The 23,128-nt window shown below is 63.7% G+C and carries 18 protein-coding genes; 6 read left to right on the top strand and 12 right to left on the bottom strand.

The genetic code is table 11. The features are described from left to right. Positions 1-10: 10 nt before the first annotated feature. Both GM79_RS05420 and surE read right to left on the bottom strand, forming a co-directional pair. The gene (locus GM79_RS05420) at positions 11-601 is read right to left on the bottom strand and encodes a histidine phosphatase family protein (RefSeq protein WP_051718545.1); all 591 of its coding nucleotides are present in this window, start codon (positions 599-601) and stop codon (positions 11-13) included. Between the two features lie 110 nt (positions 602-711). Further along, positions 712-1,572 (bottom strand): 5'/3'-nucleotidase SurE, encoded by an 861-nt coding sequence (surE, locus tag GM79_RS05415; RefSeq protein WP_081867569.1) that lies wholly within the window; start codon positions 1,570-1,572, stop codon positions 712-714. Between the two features lie 161 nt (positions 1,573-1,733). On the opposite strand from surE, the gene GM79_RS05410 reads away from it, so the two are divergent. From GM79_RS05410 to GM79_RS05400, 3 genes are all read left to right on the top strand, one after another. Continuing rightward, a complete protein-coding gene (locus GM79_RS05410; protein WP_035560420.1) occupies positions 1,734-2,159 on the top strand; it encodes a DoxX family protein in 426 nt (141 codons plus the stop codon). 483 nt (positions 2,160-2,642) lie between these two features. Next, complete coding sequence (locus GM79_RS05405; protein ID WP_235183923.1) at positions 2,643-4,409, top strand: M14 family metallopeptidase; 1,767 nt, start codon at positions 2,643-2,645, stop codon at positions 4,407-4,409. A 267-nt stretch (positions 4,410-4,676) separates the two neighbouring features. After that, the gene (locus GM79_RS05400; protein WP_081867568.1) at positions 4,677-6,509 is read left to right on the top strand and encodes an alpha-amylase domain-containing protein; all 1,833 of its coding nucleotides are present in this window, start codon (positions 4,677-4,679) and stop codon (positions 6,507-6,509) included. A 97-nt stretch (positions 6,510-6,606) separates the two neighbouring features. Here GM79_RS05400 and GM79_RS22775 read toward each other — a convergent pair whose 3' ends face one another. Continuing rightward, on the bottom strand, positions 6,607-7,176 hold the full coding sequence (locus GM79_RS22775; RefSeq protein ID WP_161787123.1) for a fasciclin domain-containing protein: 570 nt from the start codon (positions 7,174-7,176) through the stop codon (positions 6,607-6,609). 154 nt (positions 7,177-7,330) lie between these two features. After that, the gene (locus GM79_RS05390; RefSeq protein WP_035560415.1) at positions 7,331-8,860 is read right to left on the bottom strand and encodes a sigma 54-interacting transcriptional regulator; all 1,530 of its coding nucleotides are present in this window, start codon (positions 8,858-8,860) and stop codon (positions 7,331-7,333) included. Positions 8,861-9,081: 221 nt separating this feature from the next. On the opposite strand from GM79_RS05390, the gene GM79_RS05385 reads away from it, so the two are divergent. Beyond that, positions 9,082-9,909: a rhomboid family intramembrane serine protease gene (locus tag GM79_RS05385; protein ID WP_035560411.1), complete on the top strand. Its 828-nt coding sequence runs from the start codon at positions 9,082-9,084 to the stop codon at positions 9,907-9,909. Positions 9,910-9,981: 72 nt separating this feature from the next. On the opposite strand, the gene GM79_RS05380 is transcribed toward GM79_RS05385, so the two are convergent. Further along, positions 9,982-11,088 carry a vWA domain-containing protein gene (locus tag GM79_RS05380; protein WP_035560408.1) on the bottom strand — a complete coding sequence of 369 codons (1,107 nt, stop codon included), beginning with the start codon at positions 11,086-11,088 and terminating at the stop codon, positions 9,982-9,984. Positions 11,089-11,233: 145 nt separating this feature from the next. Here GM79_RS05380 and GM79_RS05375 point away from each other — a divergent pair, with 145 nt between their 5' ends. After that, complete coding sequence (locus GM79_RS05375) at positions 11,234-11,515, top strand: DUF427 domain-containing protein (RefSeq protein ID WP_035560405.1); 282 nt, start codon at positions 11,234-11,236, stop codon at positions 11,513-11,515. 119 nt (positions 11,516-11,634) lie between these two features. Here GM79_RS05375 and GM79_RS05370 read toward each other — a convergent pair whose 3' ends face one another. From GM79_RS05370 to GM79_RS05350, 5 genes are all read right to left on the bottom strand, one after another. Continuing rightward, entirely contained in the window at positions 11,635-12,600 is a 966-nt protein-coding gene (locus GM79_RS05370) for an acyl-ACP desaturase (RefSeq protein WP_200875583.1), read from the bottom strand. A 188-nt stretch (positions 12,601-12,788) separates the two neighbouring features. Beyond that, on the bottom strand, positions 12,789-14,453 hold the full coding sequence (locus GM79_RS05365) for a hypothetical protein (protein ID WP_035560399.1): 1,665 nt from the start codon (positions 14,451-14,453) through the stop codon (positions 12,789-12,791). Positions 14,454-14,578: 125 nt separating this feature from the next. Beyond that, positions 14,579-15,529: a glycosyltransferase family 2 protein gene (locus tag GM79_RS05360; protein ID WP_161787122.1), complete on the bottom strand. Its 951-nt coding sequence runs from the start codon at positions 15,527-15,529 to the stop codon at positions 14,579-14,581. Positions 15,530-15,563: 34 nt separating this feature from the next. Further along, entirely contained in the window at positions 15,564-16,844 is a 1,281-nt protein-coding gene (locus GM79_RS05355) for a hypothetical protein (protein WP_152559852.1), read from the bottom strand. Between the two features lie 90 nt (positions 16,845-16,934). Then, entirely contained in the window at positions 16,935-17,948 is a 1,014-nt protein-coding gene (locus tag GM79_RS05350; protein WP_035560394.1) for a hypothetical protein, read from the bottom strand. Between the two features lie 82 nt (positions 17,949-18,030). Here GM79_RS05350 and corA point away from each other — a divergent pair, with 82 nt between their 5' ends. Further along, complete coding sequence (corA, locus tag GM79_RS05345; protein ID WP_081867573.1) at positions 18,031-19,248, top strand: magnesium/cobalt transporter CorA; 1,218 nt, start codon at positions 18,031-18,033, stop codon at positions 19,246-19,248. A gap of 4 nt (positions 19,249-19,252) precedes the next feature. On the opposite strand, the gene GM79_RS05340 is transcribed toward corA, so the two are convergent. Further along, positions 19,253-20,311, bottom strand: a complete 1,059-nt coding sequence (locus GM79_RS05340; RefSeq protein ID WP_035560391.1) for an AAA family ATPase — start codon at positions 20,309-20,311, stop codon at positions 19,253-19,255. Between the two features lie 36 nt (positions 20,312-20,347). Then, positions 20,348-23,113: a hypothetical protein gene (locus GM79_RS05335; protein WP_035560388.1), complete on the bottom strand. Its 2,766-nt coding sequence runs from the start codon at positions 23,111-23,113 to the stop codon at positions 20,348-20,350. Positions 23,114-23,128 lie beyond the last annotated feature (15 nt).

Genomic DNA, 23,128 nt, shown 5'->3' with positions numbered 1-23,128 from the left:
CTCGGTGCGCCTAGCGCTGGTCGGCGGCCTTGTCGGTGGGCAGCAGCCGGCGCTCGGGGCCGTAGCCCTGCACCCCTACTTTGGGCAACGCCCCTTCGGTGATGCGGACGGTGAACAGGTAATCGTACTCATCGTCACCGATTTGCTCGACCGGCGAGGTGCCGCCCAGGGATTCAATCAGCGGAATGAGCGTATTGGAGTGGCCGACCACTACCACGGTTTTGCCCATAAACTCGCGGCGCAGACGTTGGGCCAGGGCCGTGGTCTCGCGCCCGCTGTAAACCTGGGGCTCCAGGTTCAGGGCGGCGGCCAGGGGCGCCAGCGTGGCGCGCGTCCGCCTGGTGTCGGTGGTGAACAATATCTCGGGCTTGCGGGGGGCCAGCTCTTTGCGCAAAGCCAGGGCGCGGACCTCGCCCACGGCCGTCAGCGCCGGGTCTTTGGGGTTGCCGATGGTGTCTTTTTCGGCGTGGCGCACCAGGTAGATGGTGGTTACCAGCGGCTTTACCTTGCCCTGCGACCGGCGCTGCGCCTGGGCCGCAGCGCCGCCGAAGAGGGCCAGACCGGCCAGTAATAAAAAACAGAGAAAGTGACGTACCGTCATGGAACAGGTTTTGGAGGAAGCGGATTGGGACTGGTCCACAAATTAACTCATTATCGGGTAAGCCCGTTGCCACCGCTGTCGGAAGCGGCGGCAACGGGCCGCCCAACCGGCTAGCCCAGCGAGGCGGGGCCGTAGTCGCCGGAGGGCACGGGCTGCGGCGGGGCGGCCACTTCGGCACCCACGGGCAGGGGCAGCTGCCACGCGGTGCTAAGCTGCTGAAGCCCGGCGTAGGCGGTGAGGTCGAACTGGCAGGGCACCACGGAAACGTAGTTGTTGGCCAGGGCCCACTCGTCGGTATCGGTACCGTGGTCGAGGTTGACGAAGGAGCCGATGAGCCAGTAGTAGGGCCGCTGATAGGGGTCGAGGCGGCGGTCGAACTCCTCCTGCCACTTGGCGCGGGCCTGCCGGGCCAGCCGCAGGCCGGCAATGGGCGTATCCGAGTTTTTGGGAATGTTAACGTTCAGGGCCGTACCGGCGGGAATGCCGTGCTCCAGCGCGTGGCGGCACACCTGGCTCACCCACTCGGCGGCGTGCGAGAAGTCGGCGTTCGGGCCGTACTCGCACAGCGAGAAGCCCACGGCGGGCAGGCCCTCAATGGCGGCTTCGATGGCGGCCGACATAGTGCCGGAGTACAGCACGTTCACCGAGGCGTTGGAGCCGTGGTTGATGCCGGAAACCACGAGGTCGGGCGTGCGGTCCTTCAGCACATAATGCTTGGCGATTTTTACGCAGTCGGCCGGGGTGCCGGAGCATTCGTAGGCTTCGACATCGGAGCCAAAAATCGGGTTTTTGGACAGGCGCAGCGGGTGGCCGATGGTGATGGCGTGGCCCATGCCGGACTGCGGGGAATCGGGGGCGACGACCACCACTTCGGCCCCGAGGGCCTGCATGGTTTCGACCAGGCAGCGGATGCCGGGTGCCGTGATGCCGTCGTCGTTGGAAACAAGAATAAGGGGGCGGGAAGCTGCCATAAAATCAGGAGTAAAAGGGTAAAGCCCGGCCGGGCCGGCTGCAAAGGTAGGCCCCTCGCCTACCGCCGCCGGTTGAAAAATGTTTTGAAGCCAAACGCAGCACGTTATAGCGTAGCCGTCGTAATTAGCGGTTTGAAACGCTCACTTCACTTTACATCCCAATGATTTTCAACAACCGTTACCGCTTTCACGACCTGGGTTTACTGCTGCTACGCGTCGGGCTGGGCGTCATGTTTATGGTGCACGGCTTTCCCAAGCTGGCCGGCGGCCCGGAGGCCTGGGCTAGCCTCGGCGGGGTGATGGGCAGCGTGGGGCTGGGCTTCGCACCCACGTTCTGGGGTTTTCTGGCGGCCCTGGCGGAATTTGGCGGCGGGCTGCTGCTAGCCGTGGGCCTCTGGTTCCGGCTGGCCTGCTTCGGCCTACTCGTCACCATGATAATGGCCACGGTGATGCACCTGAGCAAGGGCGACGGCTTCGGCGGCTACGCGCACGCGCTGGAATCGGCGTTTGTGTTTTTGGGCCTGCTGCTGGCCGGGCCAGGGCGCTACAGTTTGGATGAGCGGCTGTTTGGCAGCCGCGTGCGGTAGGCTGGTAAGGAAGTAATGAACTCCCCTCCTTACCAAGGAGGGGATGTTCAAACCTTTGGTTTGAACTGGGGTGGTTGTGGGCGTCAGGCTGACGTTGGTTGACGACTAAATGCGCGAACCAACGCCAGCGCCAACGCGCGAACCAACGCCGCCCCAATGCGCGGGCCAACGCCGCCCCAATGCGCGGGCCAACGCCGCCCCAATGCGCGGGCCAACGCCGCCCCAATGCGCGGGCCAACGCCGCCCCAATGCGCGGGCCAACGCCGCCCCAATGCGCGGGCCAACGCCGCCCCAATGCGCGGGCCAACGCCGCCCCAATGCGCGGGCCAACGCCGCCCCAATGCGCGGGCCAACGCCGCCCCAATGCGCGGGCCAACGCCTACAACCACCCCAGCTGGCGCTTCGCGCCAGCGTCCCCTCCTTGGTAAGGAGGGGAGTTCGTTCTTTTGCGGCATGCTTACTCTTTTACTCGCGGCCGCGCTCATGACTACTTCCCTCCTTCCGGCCCCGGCGCCGGCCTGGCGCACGCCGTTTGAAAACGACCCGGCCGGCAACACCACGGCCACCCACGCCGAATGCGTGGCCTACTATAAGAAGCTGGCCGCGGCCTACCCGAAGCAAATGCACCTGGCCGAGGCCGGGCCCACCGACTCGGGCCAGCCCCTGCACGAGGTGGTGCTGAGCAGTGCGGTAAGCTTTAGCTTGCCGTCAGCAGAAACCCGGAACCTGGACGGCAAGCTAAAGCTTACCGCACGCAAGCCCGTCCTGTTCATCCAAAACGGCATTCATCCTGGCGAGCCGGAGGGCATCGACGCCAGCATGATGCTGGCCCGCGACCTGATGCAGCAGCCCAAGCTGCAAAAGCTGCTGGATTTGGTGACCGTGGTTATCGTGCCCATCTACAATGTGGGCGGCGCCCTGAACCGCAACAGCACCACGCGCGTGAACCAGAACGGCCCGGCTTCTTACGGCTTTCGGGGCAACGCCCGCCACCTCGATTTGAACCGCGACTACATCAAGCAGGACTCGCGCAATGCCCGCTCGTTTGCGGCGCTGTTTCAGAAGTGGCAGCCCGATGTATTCGTGGAAACCCACACCTCCAACGGGGCCGACTACCAGTACACGATGACGCTCATCGCCACCCAGCACAGCAAGCTGGCGCCGGCGCTGGGGCGCTACCTGCAAGGCCAGCTGCTGCCGGCCCTGTACAAGGGCATGGCGCAAAAAAAATGGCCCATGACGCCCTACGTGGACTTTGAGGGACCGACGCCCGAGAGCGGCCTGCGGGCTTTTCTGGAATCGCCGCGCTACTCCACCGGCTACGCGGCCCTGTTCAACACCATCGGCTTCATGCCCGAGACGCACATGCTCAAGGCGTACGCGCCCCGCGTGCATGCCACCTACGACTTCCTGAAAACCATGCTCGAAACCGTGGCCGCGCAGGCCGGGTCGCTCGCCGCCGCCCGCGCCCAGGCTACCGCCGACTTGGCCACCCAAACCACTTTCCCCCTGGCCTGGACCCTGGACGAAAGCCAGACCGAAACGGTGCAGTTCCGCGGCTACGAGGGCCGCACGAAGCCCAGCGACGTGAGCGGGCAGCCCCGCCTCTACTACGACCGCGCCGCGCCCTTTACCCGGCCCGTGCCCTACTTCAACACCTACCAGCCCACCGCCACCGCCCGCCGGCCCACGGCCTACCTCATTCCCCAGGCCTGGGGCGAAGTGGCGGACCTGCTGCGCCGCAACGGCGCGAGCCTGACGCCACTCACCAAGGAAGTGCGCGTGCCCGTGGAGGTGTACTATGTGGAGGATTTCAAGTCCACGCCCCGGCCCTACGAGGGGCACTACCTGCACAGCCAAGTGAGGCTGCGCACGGCCACCGAAACCGCCACCTACCAGCCGGGCGACTACGTGGTGTACCTCGAAGGCAACGTGCCCGTGCGCTACCTGCTGGAGACGCTGGAGCCGCAGGCCACCGATTCCTTTTTTGCATGGGGCTTTTTCGACAGCATACTCCAGCAGAAAGAACACTTCTCCGACTACGTGTTTGAGGACGTAGCCGCCGACCTGCTCCGGGCCAATGCCCCGCTGCGCGCGCGACTGGAAAAGCTGAAGCAGGACAACCCCGCCTTTGCCGCCAACGGCCCGGCCCAACTCGAATGGGTGTACCAAAACTCGGCTTACCACGAGGCGGGCCACAACCGCTACCCCGTGGCGCGGTGGCTGGGCACGGGCCGCATAGGCGACTAATCGGCCGGGCCGGATTTGGTGTTATTTCGGGCGGCCGAGACGTTATAGAGCTGCATATACAAGCTACTATATTTTGAAGAAATTTATTTTTTAAGCCTATTTTATTAAAAATATAATCCCAAACGTTTGGGTAATTTGCTTTTTTCAATAAAATTCACTATTTACTCTTACAAATTACGATTCCCATAATTGCCCGAATTTTGAACTTTTGACCAGGTAGTTCGGCCCTATACCTTGCAATCGTTCTCACTAAAATTCCCACCCATTATGGAAACATTGCTTCGCGGCACCATCCGCGCCGCTTTGGCTGCTGCCCTGCTCACGCTGGGCGGCTGCGCCAAAGAAAACCTCAACCCCACGGCCAGCGCGCCGGTGCCGGTTGCCCCCACCGCTGCCAATGCCACCGTGGCCAACGGGGTAATGATGCAGGGCTTTTACTGGGACGTGCCCACCAACACGCCGGCCGGCAGCTGGTGGCAGAACCTGGGCAGCAAAGCCACTGAGCTGAGCCAGGCCGGTATCACGGCCCTGTGGCTGCCACCGGCCTACAAGGGCTCGGGCAGACTGGACGTGGGCTACGGGGTGTACGACCGCTACGACCTGGGCGAGTTCAACCAGAAGGGCACCGTGGCTACGCGCTACGGCACCATTGGGCAGCTGCAGAGCGCCATTGGGGCGCTGCACGGCCAGGGCGTGCAGGTGTACGAAGACATGGTAATGAACCACTTCACCTCGGCCGATAACCAGGAGATAGCCAACGGGCAGTACAACGTGTACACGAGCTTCACCTACCCCGGCCGCAACAATACCTACAGCAGCTACCAGTGGCACTGGCAAAACTTCACCGCTACCCAGCAGGCGCCCAACAACGGCTGGTACCAGTGGAAAGCCTACGACTTTCAGCCCTACGCCAACGGCGATGCCTACGACAACCTGCTGGGCTCCGAAATTCAGTACAACAACAACTCCTCGAACGTTAACGAAACCATTGGCTGGGGCAACTGGATTACCAATAAGCTCCAGCTCGACGGCTACCGCCTCGACGCTACCAAGCACATGTACACGCCCTTCGTGAACCAGTGGCTCGATGCCGTGAAGGGCACCAGCGGCCGCTTTGCCGTGAGCGAGGCCTGGTACCGCAACCTGGGCGACCTGAACAACTACGCCGCCGCCACCGGGGGCCGCACCAGCCTCTTCGACGTGCCGCTGCACTACCTGTTCAACGACATGAGCAACGGCAACGGCAGCTGGGACATGCGCGGCCTGCAATTTGCCGGCTTCACCGAGGCCAACGGCGCGCTGTCGGTGAGCTTCGTGGACAACCACGACACCGACCACAGCACCGGCGCGCTGTTTTCACCGGTTGCCAACCTCAAGATGCTGGCTTACGCCTACATTCTGACCCGCGACAAGGGCTACCCCTGCGTGTTCTACCGCGACTACTACGAGTACGGCCTGGGCGGGCAAATCAAGAAGCTCATCGCCATTCGCAAGGCCAATGGCTACGGCGCGGCTTCGGAGTACACCAGCGTGAACGACGCCAACGTGTATGCCTATTCCCGCGCCGGCGACGCCACCCACAAGGGCCTGCTGATGCTGCTGAACGACGGCGGCGGCGCGGCCAGCAAGGGCATCACCACGCCCTTCAAAAGCGTATCACTGACGGATGCCACCGGCAACAACGGCGGCACCATCAGCACCAACGCCAGCGGCTACGCGGTGTTCCCGGTGGGGGCCCGCTCCTACGCCGTGTGGGTGCCCACCGGCGGCACTACCACCACCCCTCCGCCCACCGGCGGCGGCACGGGCACCACGGCCGTGGCATTCAACGTGAACTACTCGAACACCGTGAGCGGCCAGGACGTGTACGTGGTGGGCAGCACCGCCCAGCTTGGCTCCTGGAACACGGCCAACGCCATCAAGCTCAGCGGCGCGACGTGGCCGGTGTGGAAAGGCACCATCAACCTGACCAGCGGCACGGTGGTGAGCTACAAATACATTCGTAAGGACGCGGGCGGTACTGTGCTGTGGGAAGGCGGCGCCAACCGAACCTTCACCCCCAGCGGCACCAGCCAGACGCGCACCGACACCTGGCAATAGCTCAGGCCATCCGGGCCGCTGCAACAGGCCAATCGTAAAAAAGGCGACCCCACGATGGGGTCGCCTTTTTGCTTTTACCAACTAACAGGTAGCGTGACTAATGGCTACCCGAGCCCACGGAAGCAGCCCGCTTAAACGGTATCATCACCTCCTCGATGAGGTGGATGACGCCATTGTTGCACACGATGTAGGCATTGGCCAGCTCGACCGGGGCGGTGTTGGTGCCGCTCACGAAGAGCCGGGGGCCCTGGGCCGTGATTTTGACCGCAAACGCGGGGTTGAGCGTGCGCAGGGTCTGGCCGGCTTTCAGGGCCTCGGTGGGGTAGCGGCCGGGCACTACGTGGAAGCGCAGCAGCAGCTCCAACTGGTGGGGGTCGAGGCCCTGGCCGGTGGTGCTGGCCCGCCCCAGGCCCGTGGCTTCGAGGCGGGAAAACGCGGCGTTGGTGGGCACGAATACGGTGGTGGGCACCGTGGGCTGGTTCAGCAGCGAGTCGAGCCGGGCGGCTTTGGTGGCCGCGTAGAATTTGGAGGCCAGGCCTAGCAGGGCCAGGGTCTGGGCCACGGTTTTGCCCGGCACGGCGGGCTTGGGCGCGAGGGTTTGGGCAGACGTGGGAGCCCAGGCAAACACGCCGGCACTCGACAGCAACGCTAACAGGAGACGACGCATAAAGGCGGGGTTTTCAGGCAATATAAGAATTCTACACCCTCCTCCTGGCATGAACGTGAAACGCCCCGCGCACCAATCGGTACGCGGGGCGTTTTTGCCAATCGTCTGACTCCCCTCTCCCTGAGGAGAGGGGCTGGGGGTGAGGTGCCGCTACTTAGCGGCGGCGGCGCGGCTTTTCCTCTTCGTCCTCATCCTCGTCGTCATCATCGCCGAAGGTGGGCATGGTGAACATGGACGACAGCAGGTCCTTGAACTGCGCGCCGGCGGTGAGGCGGTTGCGCGAAATCAGGCTGTGCTCGGCCAGGCCGTGGAGCAGGAATTCCATGAGGAAGTACGTGTGCTCGGGGGTTTCCTTGGGGTGCAGCTCGGTCACGATGTCGCGCAGGCCGGGCACGTCGTCGAGGGCCTTGCGGTAGGTGGCGGCATCGGCGTCGTGCAGCAGGTCCAGCGTATTGCCGTTGCCAAACCACTCCTGAATGGCCTTGTAGGGCGACACACGGTTCTTGAGCTTCTTGCTCTTATCGGGGTCAGGAAAATACTGGAGGAAGAGCGTGCGGATGGCCTTACCCATCAGCTTCTCGGCCACGATGCCGGCTCCCTCCTGCTCACCTTCGTACACCAGCTCCACCTTGCCAGTCACGGCAGGCACGGCCGAAATGAAGTCGCCCAGGCGCACGTACGTCTGTTCTTCGCCGTTGAGCAGCGCCCGGCGCTCGGCCCCGGCAATGACCTGCTCGTAGGCCGAGATGGTGAGGCGGGCCGACACACCCGACTTGGCATCCACAAACTCGGAGCCGCGCGCCTCCACGGCCACCTGCTCCACCAGGTCGTGGATGACTTCGTTGCTGGTCACCATGCCCTTCTGCTCGTCTTTGATACGGGCTTCCTGCTTGGTGATGCGCTTGCCGATTTCGATAGACTTGGGATAGTGCGTGATAATCTGGGCGTCAATCCGGTCCTTGAGCGGCGTCACGATGCTGCCGCGGTTGGTGTAGTCCTCGGGGTTGGCCGTGAACACGAACTGGATATCGAGCGGCAGCCGCACCTTGAAACCACGAATCTGAATGTCGCCTTCCTGCAAAATATTGAACAGCGACACCTGAATGCGGGCCTGCAAATCGGGCAGCTCGTTAATCACGAAAATGCCCCGGTGCGCCCGCGGAATCAGGCCGAAGTGAATCACCCGCTCATCGGAATACGGCAGTTTCAGCGTGGCGGCTTTGATGGGGTCGGCGTCGCCGATGAGGTCGGCCACCGACACGTCGGGCGTCGCCAGCTTCTCGGTGTAGCGGTCGTTGCGGTGCATCCAGGTCACGGGCGTGTCGTCGCCGTGCTCGGCAATCAGGTTTTTGGCAAACACCGATAGCGGCTGTAGCGGGTCGTCGTTCAGCTCGGCGCCGGCCACCACGGGCATGTACTCATCGAGTAGGTTGATGAGCAGGCGGGCAATGCGGGTTTTGGCCTGGCCGCGCAAACCCAGCAGGTTGATGTGGTGCCCGGCCAGAATGGCGCGCTGCAGCTCCGGAATCACGGTTTCCTCGTAGCCGAAGATGCCGGGAAACACGTCCTCTTTCAGGCGCAGCTTGCGAATGAGGTTTTCACGAAGCTCGGCTTTCACCGAGCGGGATTTGTAGCCGGACTTTTTAAGCTGGCCGAGGGTGGTGATATGTTCGGAGTGATTCATAGAAGAAGTTGGCGGGAAAGGGACTTCCCAGGGGGCTTAACCGGGAAAGGCGGGCTGAGGTTCAGGAGCGACCCGGAAGTTGGCATCCGCAGCCGGGCCGGGCTGGTTGGGGTTGAAAAGTAACGGACCGGCTTTACCTTTCGCGGCCCGAACCAGGCCGGACCGCCACCGGCCGGTTTCCCTGCTTCACTTCTTGCCTTTCGGCTGCTCGCTGCCCTCCCATGAATGATTTTGGCATTGCCGGCCTGGCCGTCCTGATTATCACCCTGCTGGTTTCCTACCAGGGTTTTAAAAAGCCGGAATACCTCGACCAGTATGCGTTTCGGGTGAAGGACATTCGCTACGGCCGGCAGTACTACCGGTTATTCACCTCGGGGCTGCTGCACGCCGGCTGGGTGCACCTGCTGTTCAACGTGGTCACGTTCTACTGTTTCAGCAGCGTGGTCGAACTGTTGCTGGGCTACCGCAACTACCTTTTGCTGTACGGGGCCAGCCTGCTGGGTGGCAACCTGCTGGCCCTGCTGCTGCACCGCCGCGAAAACGACTACACGGCCGTGGGCGCCTCCGGGGCCATCAGCGGCCTCGTGTTTGCCACCATCACCCTGATTCCTGATGTGGAGGTGGGCCTACTGGGCGTGTACGTGCCCGGCTGGCTTTATGGCCTGCTCTACGTGCTGTTCTGCGCCTACGGCATCAGCAAGCGGCTCGGCAACATTGGGCACGATGCCCACCTGGGCGGCGGGCTGGTGGGCCTGCTGGGCGTCCTCATGCTTTATCCCGAACTACTGAAAACCAACTACCTCACTATTGCCGCCATCCTGGTGCCGGCGGTTGCGTTCTTCGTCCTGCTCATCAAAAAGCCGGGCGCGCTGATGCTGAACAACGCCTTAGCGCCCGCGCCCGGCTACCAGACGGTAGACGACCGTTACCAAACCAGCATCAGCCAGCAGGAAGCCGACCTGGACAAGCTGCTCGATAAAATCAACCACAAGGGCTTGGAAAGCCTGAGTGCCCGCGAAAAACGCCAGTTGGAGGAGCTTTCGCGGTAAACCAGACGTTCCTTAAGCAGGAAACCAGGCCTAAAAAAAGCGGCGCCGAGTGGCACCGCTTTTTTCGGTTAGTTACAGCGTCTTGCGGCGGTTTTTCTTGTAGTCCTCGAACACCAGATGCCCCAGGCCCTTGAGGCCCGAATAGTAGGCTTTGCCCTGGTTCACCTCTGTGAATTCCTCCACAAATTTCTGCAGGTACGGGTCGGAGGTAATCATGAAGGTGGTGATGGGAATGTGAATGCGGCGGGCGGCGGCGGCCAGGTTCAGGGTCTTGTTCACCACTTTACGGTCGAGACCGAAGGCATTTTTGTAGTAGCCGTTGCCTTCTTTCAGGCAGGTCGGCTTGCCGTCGGTAATCATAAATATCTGCTTGTTGGGCGTTTTGCGCTTGCGGAGCAGGTCCATGGCCAGCTCCAGGCCGGCCACGGTGTTGGTGTGGTACGGGCCCACTTGCAGGTAGGGCAAATCCTTGATTTCAATCTGCCAGGCGTCGTTACCGAACACGATGACGTCGAGGAAATCCTTGGGGTACTTCTGCTTCACCAGCTCGGCCAGAGCCATGGCCACCTTTTTGGCGGGCGTGATGCGGTCTTCGCCGTAGAGAATCATGGAGTGCGAGATGTCTATCATCAGCACGGTGCTGGTCTGGGACTTGTGCTCGTTTTCGCGCACTTCCAGGTCGCCCTCGGTCAACATGAATTCGCCGCTTTCCATGCCGTGGTTGAGCTGGGCGTTGCGGATAGATTCGGTCATCTGGATGGATTCCATCGAGTCGCCGAAGCGGAATTCGCGCAGGTCGGTGCTCTGCTCGTCGCCCTGGCCAGTGTGCGGGGTGCGGTGGTTGCCAGTGCTGCTCTTTTTCAGCTTGCCGAAAATCTCCTCCAGCGCGCTTTTGCGGATGCCCTGCTCGGTTTTGGGCGTAATCTTAAATTCGCCCTTTTGCTGCTCATTCTCATCGATATAGCCCTTTTTCTTCAGGTCGTCGATGAAGTTGCCCATGCCGTAGTTGTCGTCGGTGAGGCCGTATTGCTTATCCAGCTCGTTGAGCCATTGCAGCGCCTCGCCCACATCGCCGGAAGTGATGGTAACGAGCTGCATAAACAGCTTAAACAACGACTCAAACCCCTTTTCGGGCTGGTCTTCGGGCACAAAATCGCGGAATCGGAAGCCAACGGCCATATATATTTTCTTTCAGGATAGGCCCGGAAAACAACACCGGCGCAGGTTATGTTCAGTGTCGTACGGTAAGCTTTAGCTTGCCGTCAGTTGTCTAACCCCGGCTGCACTTTTGCAGAACGGCAAGCTAAAGCTTACCTCACAATTTATGAAAGCCATTTGGAACAATACCGTCATTGCCGAGAGCGATGAAACCGTGGTGGTAGAAAACAACCACTACTTCCCCGCCGATTCTATCAAGAAGGAGTTTTTTGAGGACAGCGTAGCCCAGACTTCCTGCCCCTGGAAAGGCCGCGCCAGCTACTATTCGCTGAGTGTGAACGGCGAAAAGAACAAGGACGCCGCTTGGTATTACCCCGAGCCCAAGGACGCCGCCAAGGAAATCAAAGGCCGCGTGGCGTTCTGGAAAGGCGTGAAAGTGGAGAAGTAGCTCCGGCCGAAACCGGTAAGCAATACGTCGGCTGAACAACTTGACTGAGCAACATGACGAAAAAAGCGGCCGACCCTCACTACGAGGGCCGGCCGCTTTTTTTCATTTCCACGCAGTACTTACGAAATCCATTTGAATTTGTATTCCAGCTTGGGCACGGGCATGCGGTCGGCCACGCGGCGCAGGCGGTTGGGCAGGGCCATGATGTAGTCGCGGGCCTTTTCGGCGGGGCCGTTGAGGTCGGTGATGTGCTCGATTTTCCAGTCGTGAATGAGCGAGTCCAGGATGTCGGTGTAGTCGGCGCTGGTGTACACGCCGATGCGCTGGGCAGCGTCGGTGAAGTGGCCGAAGGTCTTGCCCATTTCAACGCCCATTTCGCGCATGTAGTGGGCGGGCATCACAATTTTCTTGCGCATCATGTCCTCGAAGGCCAGCATCATTTCGCTGGGGTCCACTTCGAAGATTTTCTCCACAAAGGTTTTGTAGACGCGGGCGTGGCGGTTCTCGTCGCCGGCAATCATACCGCAGATTTTGGAGAGTTGGTCGTCGCCGGCGGTGCGGGCAAGCTGGCCCACGCGGCGGTGCGAGATGTTGGTGGCCTGCTCCTGATAGCTGGTGTACACAAACGCGCGGTACGGGTCGTGGGCCGTGCCCAGGTCGAAGCCGTCGTTGATGAGGTACTGGGTGGATACCTCAAACTCGCGCATGTTCACGCGCCCGCTGAGGTAGAGGTAGCGGTTGAGTAGGTCGCCGTGGCGGTTTTCCTCGGCGGTCCAGCCCCGAATCCACTCGGCCCAGCCGTTGTCGGGGTCGCGGTTCAGGTCGTCGAGCTCGTGGAACCAGGCTTCGTAGTTGGGCAGCGCTTCCTCGGTGATGGTGTCGCCGATGAGCACGGCCAGCAGGTCGTAGCTGAGGTTACCGGCCCGCTCGCGCAGCTCCTTCACCTCATCAAAAAAAGTATCCTTCCGTGAGTCCGGCAGATAGTCGGCAGGCTGCCAGCTGTCTTCCACACTCTTGAGGAAGGTGTTCATATTGGCTTTCAAAAAGCCCTCCATATGCTGGAGAACTTCGGCGCGGGAAGTCATGGTGGAGGAGAGCATAAAAGGAGGCACGAAAACGTGGGTAATAAGTAATGAAACGCTTTTGGCGGAGCAAAGGTCCGCTGTGGGGACGCCGGGCCGGGTATAAAATTATGGCATTGGTGCCCTGCTGACCGGCAATTACCGTGCGCTACTCCAAATCAGCGGTCAAACCCGGCTACTCCGGGGCCGCATCAGCGCAGTACCGGCTGGTAAAACCGGAAGGAAGTATCAGCGGGCAATGTCGCCAGGGGCCGCAGCTCAACTATTGAATCTGATTCGGCTTCATATCGAAAACGACGGTTCAGCCACTGCGCCGTTTCGGCGGTAAGCAGCCACTGGGCGGGCGGCGCGGCGCCGGCCAAACGGCGCAGGGCGTTGGTGGGGTCGGCCGGGCCCAGCAGCCGTTGCCGCAGCCGAACCTGTGAGGGGTCCTGCGATTGCCAGCCGGTGAGCAGCAGCGTGGCCGTTGCGCCCGGATACCAGGTATGAAACGGGGAGAGACTTTTGAGGAAATCGGTGGTGCCGCCCAGTACCAGCACGGCGCCCTGGGCCTGTTGCCTGAGCTGCCGCAGCGCCGTTTCGTGGCGGTGCCGCTCGGCGCTCAGCACGTAGCGGCGGTGGGTGGTTTTGATTGCGTAGAGCGTCAGTATCAGCACGCTCAAGCCCCAGGCCAGCCGGCGCCAATGCGGGGGCCACAACGGCCGGAAAACGGTAATTGGCACTTCGTTTTCTTGGCCCGGATGCGACGACCTGGAAACCGCAGGCCGCGCGGTGCCCGCCAGAAAAATCAGATTGGCCAGCACCCAGAAATCGAGGATGGGCAAGGCAATTCGCGGGGGCAATTTGAGCAAGCCGGCGAATAAAGTAACCACCCCGAAAAACCCGATTTGCACGAGCCAAAACGCGCGTTGTTTCGCACGGCAGCGGGCCACCATCAGCGCCGTAACGGCCAGCGCCAGAAGCAGGGGGAAATAGTCGCGCCCCAACAATCCGGCGCGCAAAACCAGCTTGGCCAGCACCACGCTACCCACAAAAATTCGGGCGTTGAAAACATAGGCCCGGTCAATCAGGCCCTCATTTACCACGGTCGTATCGCCGAGTAACCAAAGGTTAACCGCCGCCGTGCCGAGGCTATCGGCGGGCGTGCGGGGCCGGGGCGCCAGCTGGTTGAAGTCGAGAATACGGGCCAGGGACTGGTACTGGCGCTGCGCCCGGCTTTCGGCGGGGGTGGCCACTGCGGCCGCTACGCCAAAGGCCAGCGCCAGCGTCAGGCCGCCACCCGCTACCACGGGCCCCGCCCGGCGCCAGGAACCCGCCAGCCAAAAAGCTGCCGGCAGCGCCACGCCAAACCCCAAAACTGCCAGACTGGGCCGGATGCTCCACGCCGCCAGCAAACTAGTCAGCCCGACCAACAGCGCGCCCCCATTCTTTGGCCGCTGGGCCGCAAACAGCACCCCCGCGCCCGCCAGCAGCACGCCCACCCGCACGTGGCTGAACCACAGCCAGTGCTCCAGCCACGCAACGCCAAAAAACACCACCAGCGCCAGCACCAACGCCCGCCCGCCCAGCCGGAAGCGCGCACGAAAAACCGCATCCAGCACCGCGAATGTGAGCACCGTAGCCAGCAACAGCAAAGCCGCCGTAAGCCACCCCAGCCACGCCACCCCCGGCACCGCCGCGTACGCCGCCGCCAGCACGTGCCCATACCCGTGGAAATACAGCGGCACGGCGGCAACCGGCTCCAGCGCCAGCACCCCCGAAAAAAGCCAGGCCAGGATGCCGTCGTCACTGGTTTCGTAGTAGCTACCCAACCCCACTACTGTTGCCAGCACCAGCGCCACCGGCAACAGTACCACACGGCCAAAAACAGCTAATCGGAAATGACTTGGCACGGGTGCTTTATTTAGTTGCTGGTTATTCGTTATTCGTTGTTAGTGCGCAGTGAAAAGCGTGGCTGGCGCGCGCATTAACAATTCAGCAACTAACCCAAGCGGGCCAACCTACTTCCGAGGGCCAAAGCTAAGTCCAGTACAGTCGGCCTGGTGGTGTGGCGCAGCAGGGCGAACAGCGCCAGCGCTTCGGGGAAGCGGCCGCGGCGCAGGGCCTGGCGCATTTCCCAGCGCAGGCGCGTGGCTAGGGCGGCACGCTCGTCGGGGGTTCGCTGCAAGGCCAGGGCTTTTTCGCAGACCCGAATGGTGGAGGCCAAATACGGGTCGTGCGGCTGATAGGCGCGGCTGCTCATGCTGCGCGGGTGCTTGCGCTTGCGGGTGGTCACGGCATCGAGGTAGAGGAACTGCCAGTCGCGGCTGGCCCGCACCCAGAAATCGAAGTCTTCGTAGGCCAGCGTTTCGTCGTAGCCGCCCAGGGATTCGAGGCAGGCGCGGCGCATCATCATGGTGGGCGTGCTGATAAAATACCGCCGCAGCACCTCGGCAAATACCCAGCCGCTGGCCGGCCGGGGTTTCAGTTGGCCGGGGCCGTCGGGCCGGTGATGCCGGCCCAGCAGGCGGCCATCCTCGGCCATCAGCTCGGCATTGGAGTACACCACGCCCACAGTGAGCGCCGCCGCCGCAAATACGGCCACCTGCTCGGCTACCCGCTCCGGCAACAGCACGTCATCGGTGGCAAAATCGATAACGAACAGCCCAGTGCTCTGCCAAAAAGCGGCATTGAAGGCGCGGCAGTTGCCCACGTTTTCGGGTAGCAGCAGCAAGTGCCAAGTGGGATTCTGGGCCGCGTATTCCTGCAAAATAACCGGGCTGCCGTCGGTGCTGGCATCATCAACCAGCCACACTTCCAGGTTCGGATAGGTTTGGCTTCGGATAGAGTCCAGCGCCTCGCGCACGAATGGCGCGTGGTTGTGGCACAGCGCCACGATGCTCACCAAAGGCAGCTCACTTGTGGAAGAAAGAGAAACGGACGAACCAGGCATGGCGTAGGGGCCGCAAATGAACGGCGGAAAAGCCTTATCCCCGCTTCGGGCCCAGCGCATGCGCGACGACGCAAGCCCCGAGCAACAGCCCGTAGCGCCCGGCGTGGGCCCACACCGCCCCGTGCAAACCCAGCCGCGGCAGCAGCGCCACCAGCAAGCCCCCAAACACCACCGCCGAGCCGGCCTGCACCGCGATGTACGGCCCGGTGCGCGCCCTGGCGCTAAGCTGAAAAATGAACAGCCAGCTCAAAAACTTGGCCCAATCGCCCAGCAGCTGCGGCGCGAGAAACTGCCGGGCCTCCAGCAGCTGCGGCGAAAACAACAGCGGCAAAAGCCAGTCGCGACAGGCAAAAATCAGCCCCAGGCCCAGGCCCAGCACCGGCGCCACCAGCCCCAGGACGCCCCGCAGGTAAGCCCGCGCCGCACGCGGGTCGGGCGCCAACGCGGCCAGCCGGGGGTAAAAGACGCTGCCCATCACCGCCGCAAACACCATCGTGTAGTTGTCCGACAGCTTGGCCACGGTCTGCCACAAATCGGTGCGCGCCGGGCCAAACGTGCTTAGCAAGTAGTCGCGCAGCACGTAATCCACCGCCTTGCCAAAGAGCAGCGAGCTTCCGGCCATGAGCAGAAACTGGCTCAGCCCCCGCACCGCCCCGCGGCTGATGGCAGATGAAAGTTTCAAGTGCCGGAGCAGGCCGGCCCGGGACGCCAGCCCCAGCGCGGGCAGCAGCGTGAGGCCCTGGGCCAGCAGATAGGCCAGCAGCACCACTGGCAGCGGCAAGTTGCGCCACAGCGCCGCCGCCGCCGCCCCGGTGCCCAGCGCGGCCAGCACCACCGTCAGGCTCACGTAGGCGCGCAGCCGCCCGGCCGCCAGCAGGGCCGCGCCCAGTAGGCTCTGCCCCGTGAGCAGCGCAATGCCGAGCAGAAACGCGGCCAGGCTGGGCCACCCCCACCCCAGCAACCCCCGGCTGGCCAGTACGACGGCACCAACCAACAGCGCCGCCGCATTGAGCCCCGCCGCCGCCCCCAACCAAGCGCGGTAACGCAGGCTGCCCGGCCGCAGGGGCGCGAGGTATTTTACCAGGCCTACGTGCACGCCGTCGTTGGGCAAGGTGGTGAGCAGGGCCATCAGGTTCTGGAACTGGGCCAGCAGGGTGAGGCCGCCCACCGGGGCGTACACGGCGAAAAGCTTGTTCAGAATAAGCGCCCCCGCGCCCCGCGCCACCACGGCCACGCCCGCCCCCAGCGAGCCCCGCACAAAGCCCCGCCAAATGGCGCGACGCGGAGCTGATGAAGTGGTAGAAACGTGCGGCACGAGGGTAGTGTGTTATTAGTTGTTGATTGTTAGTTGTCGGTTATTAGGGAATTGCGCCAGCACTAGCAACCGACAACTAACAACCAACAACTAAAAATTACGCCAGCTCAGGCGCAGGCCGGCCACGCCGCCCAGGTGCCGCTTGAAGCGCAGCAGCGAGGCATTAGGGCCGGTGTCCAGGGTGGAGGTGCCGAGGTCGAGCACGCGGATATCACTGGCTTTGGCGAAAGCGTGCAGGCCTTCGTTGAGCAGCACCACCGGGCTCAGGGAGTTGCAGCGTAGGGGACTAGCCGGATAAAAATTGTAGAGCACCTGCTCGCTCACCCGAATGGCAATGGTGAGGGCCGCCCAACCACCGTCGGGCTGGCGGACGGAGAACAGGAAATGCTCCCGTGGAAATTGCTGGAATAGCTCCTGCACCCGCTCCAGCGGCAGCGACAAGGCCTGCCCCCGCTCCTGCCGGCACGCCTGAATAAAAGCGTAGGCGGCCGGCAGCAGGAAGGGCGGCTCCTGCTCGAAGTGCAGGCCCGCGCGCTGGCATTTGTGCAGGCGGCGGCGCTCCGACGGGTGCAGGCCCGCTTCGTAAGGGCGGGCGGGGTCGAGGTGATAGTTCTGCTCGGCCAGTACCACGCGGTAGCGGCGCTGGCGCAGGGTTTCGGCCAGCACGGCGGCCCCGGAGGGGTCGTAGGCGAAGGGGTAGCCGCGCAGGGCAACTTCCCGGATTCCCCGCTGCACCAGGGCCGCTTCTACCGCTTCCAGCAGGCCGTGCAAGTCCGCGACTGAGACGCCGGCCGCCAGCTGTACGCCGCCAAAAGGGGCCTGCGCCGGGCTCTGCGCCCGGCCCGGCACCGCATCCAGGGCCAGGTGCAGCTGGGCCACAGTGCGGCCGGCGGCCGGGTCTTCCAGGTAGGCACTGAGCACGACCCCGGCGGCGGGCTGCAACGCCTGGTGCGCGGGCCGCAAGTACAGGAAAGAGTCGAAGGCCAGCGGCAGGCGCGGCGCGGCGGGACCTTCGGCCCCGCTCTCGGCCAGCCAAACCCGCAGCCGGGCGGCGGCGCGGGGCAACGGCGTTTCGGCTTCAGCCAGGGGTGCGGTAATTTTCAAATGGCAATTGTGGGACGCGGCCGGCAAAGTACGGCACCAGGCCGGCACCTTGCTACCTTCGGCCCCTATTCGCTTTCCCGCCATGACTTCGATACCCCACGCCCCCAAACCAGCGCACCCTCCCGACGTGGACCAGGATGAGCACGACGACGACCACGGCACCGACTACGGCATCACGGACCGGGAGGCCACGCTGCAGGCCCGCCACCAAACCGAAACCCTCGGCCAGCGGCCCGGCTCCCTCGTCATTCGGCAGGGCGCCCTCAAGCCCCGCCTGTACCTGTATTCCTACGACGACACAACGTTTGCGGAAGCCCAATACGAACGCTACGACGACTTGTGGGAGGCCTTCCGGACCCATCCCGAACTGAAGCACTGGATTGATGTGCGCGGCTACGGCGACCTGGCCCTGATGGAGCGCCTGATGCTGGATTTTGACCTGCACCCGCTGCAGATGGAAGACGTGCTGGGCGACTACCAACGGGCCAAAGTGGACGTATTTGGCGATAACCGGCTGTTTCTGGTTTCGCGGATGACGGACTTTACCGACGAGCTGGAAATCGACGACGACCAGCTCTCAGTTTTCACCGGCCCCAACTACGTCATCACTTTTCAGGACGACTACGACGACTGCCTGGAGGCGCTGCGCAACCGCCTGCGCGGCAATTTCAGCACCACCAAGCGCAAGCCCTCGCTCTACCTGGCCTACGCCCTCACCGACGTCGTCATCGACCATTATTTCCCCACCATGGCCGCCATCGGGGACTACCTCGAAAGCCTGGAGGACCGGATTTTTTCGGAGCGCCGGGAGCGCCGCATGCTCAACCGCATTTTGCGCATCAAAAAAGACATTGTGCGGTTTCGGCGCCTGGTGTACCCGGAGCGCGACAAAATCAGCGAAATCCTGCGCCTGCCCGACGAGGTGATGCCCGAGGATATCAAGGTGTATTTCAAGGATGCCTACGACCATTCCATGCAGGCCCTGGACCTGGCCGAGAGCTACCGCGAAAACATCAGCAGCCTCACCGAGCTGTTTCTTTCGGACCAGAGCAACCGCATGAACGAGGTGATGAAGGTGCTCACCATCATCAGCGCCATCTTCATTCCGCTGAGCTTCGTGGCCGGCGTGTACGGCATGAACTTTCAGCGCGAGGCCCCGCCCGCCGGCGCCAACCCGCTCAACATGCCCGAGCTGTATCAGCCCTGGGGCTACCCCGCCGTGCTCGCCCTCATGGGCCTGATGGTGATTGGCCAGCTGTATTATTTCTGGCGCAAAGGCTGGCTTACGAAACAACGCTGAGAACTCAGGTCCCTATTCCGGCGGCCTGAAGCTGCTGCCGCACCTGGCGCACCCGCTCCGCCACGGTGCCTTCCACGAGGGTGTAGGGAATGCCGTAGAAGTCGAGCTGCATGATGATGGCGCCGTGCTGAAAGCTGCGCAGCGCCTCGGGCCCGCGCCAGCCGTCCTGCTCGAAGGGCACCGTGGGCGCGCACACAAACGTGTGGGCGTAGCGCTGCCCGCACACCGCCGCCAGCGCCCGCAGCACGGGGTCGCAGCGGTGGAAATAGTAGTAGGAATACAGCGCCGTGGTAGCCGCGTTGGTATCACAAAAAAGCACGTTCTGGGCCTGAGCCAGGGCTTCGTCCTCCAGCTCGACGTGGCGCCGGGCAATGTAGAGCAGGTCTTCGTAGTCCAGATTGCCCTGCTTCTGCTCGTGCAGCGTGCGGCCGTATTCCGGCACCCACACCGTGCCACAGGCCTCGGCCAGCGCCGCGCACAGCGTAGACTTGCCACTACTTTCGGCCCCGAGAAACACCACGCGCGCCACCGCTGCCGGCGGCACCACGCCGAGCTGCGCAGCCACCAGCGGATGCAGATACCACGCGTTTTCGGCCACGTCGGCGCGCACTTTCGTGCCCGAAACCGGCACCTGCCCGCGCGGCTCGTCCACGGCCAGGTGCGCCACGCCCAGGTGCGCGGCAAAACCGGGACCGTACGCTTCGCTGCTGAATACCACGTCGGCCGAAATGCCTTGCCGCGCCAGCCACTGGCGCACAAATTCGCGTTGCACCGCGTCGGCGGCGGCATCGGGCGGCACGCCGTCGGCTTCGGCAGAAAGGGCAAAAATCCGCAGCGGCGTAGCGCCCACGCGCGGCCCCTGCGCCACATCATCACCCCGATACAATTCCTGAATCCAGCGGGCGCGTAGCGCGGCGGGCATCGTGGCCGAATCAGGATTGGCATACACCAGCACCACCAGGTCCGTTACCTGGGCGGCGGCGGTTTCAAGCAACAGCTGGTGGCCTCGGTGCGGGGGCCAGAATTTACCAACCACCAAGCCTGTACGAGTGGAATCAGCCATGAAATGAGGTAGTTGACGAGAAGCAGGGCGGCGGGATTAACGCGCAACTTTGAGTTCGGTGCGGCGCAGCTCGCGGCCCACAATGCGCACCAGATGGTAAGAATCCGACGTGGCATCGTAGCTCAGGCCCACGCCGCTGCCGGTACTGGGTACGGGCGCGCCGCCCAGCAGGCGGCCTTCGGCATCGTAGAGAAACGCCTGGTCCGGCCCCGGCTCGGTCACGGCCACCAGCTGCTGCCCTTTCCCAAAGTCGAAAAACTGCACGGGCTTGGGGCCGGAGGTTACGAAGCGCTGCGTGAAGAGGGGCGCCGACTGGCTGGGCGAATAGGCGTCGAGCTGGTTGCCATCTTCCCGCGTCACCACAAAGGTGTTGCCGCGCTGCGCCGGCACGAGCTGAAATCGAGCCGTTCGGCTCCAGGTAGCTACCCGCTTGCGGCTGATGATGTCGCCGCTCAGGGTGAAGATTATCAGCTCGCCGTGTTGGTTGACCAGCGTGAGCCGGGTGCGGCCCAGCGTGGCGCCCGGCTGCACCAGCACCCCGCCCGCCAGCCGCGCCCCCATGCTCAGCGGGAACCCGGGGAACAGATTACCCTGCTGGTCATAAGCATACACGTAACCATTTTGCAGCGGTACCAACACCACATCCCGGTTGTTGACGCTGAAAATGGCCGGCAAGCCCGCCAGGGGGAAATCCAGCCGCTTGGGCTGCCAGCCGGGAAACTGCCGGCCCTGAGCATCGAGCAGCAGCAATTCGTTGCCGGCCGTGACGACCAGCAGGCGGGCGGGGTCTTTGGGGCCGGTGGCCGCGCCGGCCAGCAGCGCCGCGGCCCGCACGGTATCGGGCAGGTACAGCGGAAACGGCAGCAGGTCGGCGCCGTCGTTGCCGAGCAGATGCAGCCGGTTGCCGGCGCCGGCCAGTAGCCCGCCCGGCGCGCCGCCACCACCCGGCAGCAGCCGCACGCCCACCGCCGGCCCGGCCAGGGTGTCGGACCAGAGCACCGCGTTATCGGCGGTTACGTAGTGCAGCGCGCCCACCGAATCCTGCACCACCACGGCCGGGATGCGGGTGCCGAGGGCGGGCAGCAGCGTGGGCACTCCCATGAGCTGATGCGTAAACGTGAGCACCCGTCCGTTGGCAGCGGCCCCGCCAGACTGCGCCGTGGCCGGGCCCAGGTCGGGGTGGCGCAGCAGCAGCTGGGTAAAATACTGGGCATCGGGGGCGTCCTCGTTATCGGCCGGCACCAGCTGCAGGGCCATCTGCGGAAAGCGCTTGAACAAGGCCTCGTTGCGCAGCAGGCCCGCCCGGCGCTCCTCGGTAAGCACGCCCAGCAGCGCGTTCCAGCTGTTGCGCGTGTCCACCAGAATGCTCAGCCGCGCCCTGGATAGAGTTTCCTGCAAAAAAGCAATCTGGGCCGGGCTTTTTGCCCAGGTGCGGCCGGCCACCACGTCGGCCAGGTAGGCGTTCAGCGTCGACTGGTCGGAGAGCACCAGGTAATTGCCTACCATTACCCCAAAACGGGCCTCCGTCGCCGTGGGCGGGGCGGGGTTTAGCAAGGGCCCCAGCACGGCCCCCTCAGCAAAACCAACCGCGTACACCTGGTACGGGCCTGTTTTGGTGAAAGAGGGCGAATTATTGTTGAGGCGGCGCAGCCGGGCCAGCCATTGCTCGGTGCGCGCCGGTGTGGGGCACTGCACCAGGGCGAGGCGCCCCGGCCGGCTGCTGGCAGCCGGGGCCGCCAGGTAGGCCAGGGCCATTTCGCCCCCGAACGTGGCCCGCAGGCTATCGAGGGCCGCGCCGCTGCCCAGCGAATCGGTGCCGGCCGCGGCCCCGGTCGGGCGGGGCCAGGTCCGGGTGGGGTTGGCCGCGAGGTGCAGCAGCAGCGCCGTGCGCGTACTCAGAATAGGCGTGAGCCCCAGCGGCTGGGCCCGTTGGCCGAGCAGCCGTTGTTGCAGGGCCCCCTTAGCCGTTTCCGGGTTGGAGAAGCCATGGAGCTGCACCCGGCCGCCCGCTACTTTCAGGCCCAGCAAGCCTTCCGAAACCAGCCCCGTCAGCTGGTCGAACTGCCCGTGGGCTTCGGGCCGGAACAGCACATCCAGAAACTGCGGCAGGCGGCGGTAGTTCACCATGAGCGTCGCGTCCATGCCGCGCACCCGCAGCAAATCCGTCGTCCCGAAGGGCGTCAGCACCGTGGGCTCTTTGGGGTGCGCCACCCGGCGCACGGCAGCTTCCACCAACGCCGGGTTGGTGCTAATAAGCAGATGGTTGCGGTAGTTGAGAACCGTGAGACTGGTTTCGCTGCGGCGCTCGGTGAGCACGCTGAATTCGTGGTCTTCGTATTCCCGCGTGCTGAGGCGGTAGCGCGGGTCGCGGCCCAGGGTTTCGAGCAGGCCCCGCACCTGCCGGTATTCGCTCACGCGGGTCAGCGGCACCTGGTAGAGCACGTCGAACACCGCCGGCCCGGTGATGTGCACGGAGGTAACCACCAGCTTGCGGCCCAGCAAGCCCAACAGGCCCACACGCCGCCGCGAGGTGCCGCCGGTCAGGCTGTCGGCCAGGGCCAGGTGTCCGGCCGAGTGCTGGAAGTAGCGCATGGCCGTAAGGTTGTCCCATAGGCCGGTTTCCTGCAGCCGGCGCACCAGCGTGGGATGGTCCTGGGTGGTGAGCACCAGCACGGCATCGTTGGGCACCAGCGTGTAGGGGTCGACGGGTACGGCCGCCAGCGTGCGCCGGTAGTAGACGTAGGTGGCCAGCGTGAGCAGCAGCAGGAGCGCCGTGAGTAACGCCAGGAGCTTTCGGGACATGCGAAGGGAAGCGGA

Source organism: Hymenobacter sp. IS2118, from assembly GCF_000715495.1.
Lineage (GTDB): Bacteria > Bacteroidota > Bacteroidia > Cytophagales > Hymenobacteraceae > Hymenobacter.
The sequence above is the reverse complement of the archived record's forward strand: the minus strand, read 5'-3'. Positions and strand labels throughout refer to the sequence as shown.

Excerpts from the sequence above, each read along its gene's own strand:
- GM79_RS05420 (WP_051718545.1), bottom strand. The coding sequence starts at position 601 with ATGACGGTACGTCACTTTCTCTGTTTTTTATTACTGGCCGGTCTGGCC.
- surE (WP_081867569.1), bottom strand. The coding sequence starts at position 1,572 with ATGGCAGCTTCCCGCCCCCTTATTCTTGTTTCCAACGACGACGGCATC.
- GM79_RS05410 (WP_035560420.1), top strand. The coding sequence starts at position 1,734 with ATGATTTTCAACAACCGTTACCGCTTTCACGACCTGGGTTTACTGCTG.
- GM79_RS05405 (WP_235183923.1), top strand. The coding sequence starts at position 2,643 with ATGACTACTTCCCTCCTTCCGGCCCCGGCGCCGGCCTGGCGCACGCCG.
- GM79_RS05400 (WP_081867568.1), top strand. The coding sequence starts at position 4,677 with ATGGAAACATTGCTTCGCGGCACCATCCGCGCCGCTTTGGCTGCTGCC.
- GM79_RS22775 (WP_161787123.1), bottom strand. The coding sequence starts at position 7,176 with ATGCGTCGTCTCCTGTTAGCGTTGCTGTCGAGTGCCGGCGTGTTTGCC.
- GM79_RS05390 (WP_035560415.1), bottom strand. The coding sequence starts at position 8,860 with ATGAATCACTCCGAACATATCACCACCCTCGGCCAGCTTAAAAAGTCC.
- GM79_RS05385 (WP_035560411.1), top strand. The coding sequence starts at position 9,082 with ATGAATGATTTTGGCATTGCCGGCCTGGCCGTCCTGATTATCACCCTG.
- GM79_RS05380 (WP_035560408.1), bottom strand. The coding sequence starts at position 11,088 with ATGGCCGTTGGCTTCCGATTCCGCGATTTTGTGCCCGAAGACCAGCCC.
- GM79_RS05375 (WP_035560405.1), top strand. The coding sequence starts at position 11,234 with ATGAAAGCCATTTGGAACAATACCGTCATTGCCGAGAGCGATGAAACC.
- GM79_RS05370 (WP_200875583.1), bottom strand. The coding sequence starts at position 12,600 with ATGACTTCCCGCGCCGAAGTTCTCCAGCATATGGAGGGCTTTTTGAAA.
- GM79_RS05360 (WP_161787122.1), bottom strand. The coding sequence starts at position 15,529 with ATGCCTGGTTCGTCCGTTTCTCTTTCTTCCACAAGTGAGCTGCCTTTG.
- corA (WP_081867573.1), top strand. The coding sequence starts at position 18,031 with ATGACTTCGATACCCCACGCCCCCAAACCAGCGCACCCTCCCGACGTG.
- GM79_RS05340 (WP_035560391.1), bottom strand. The coding sequence starts at position 20,311 with ATGGCTGATTCCACTCGTACAGGCTTGGTGGTTGGTAAATTCTGGCCC.
- GM79_RS05335 (WP_035560388.1), bottom strand. The coding sequence starts at position 23,113 with ATGTCCCGAAAGCTCCTGGCGTTACTCACGGCGCTCCTGCTGCTGCTC.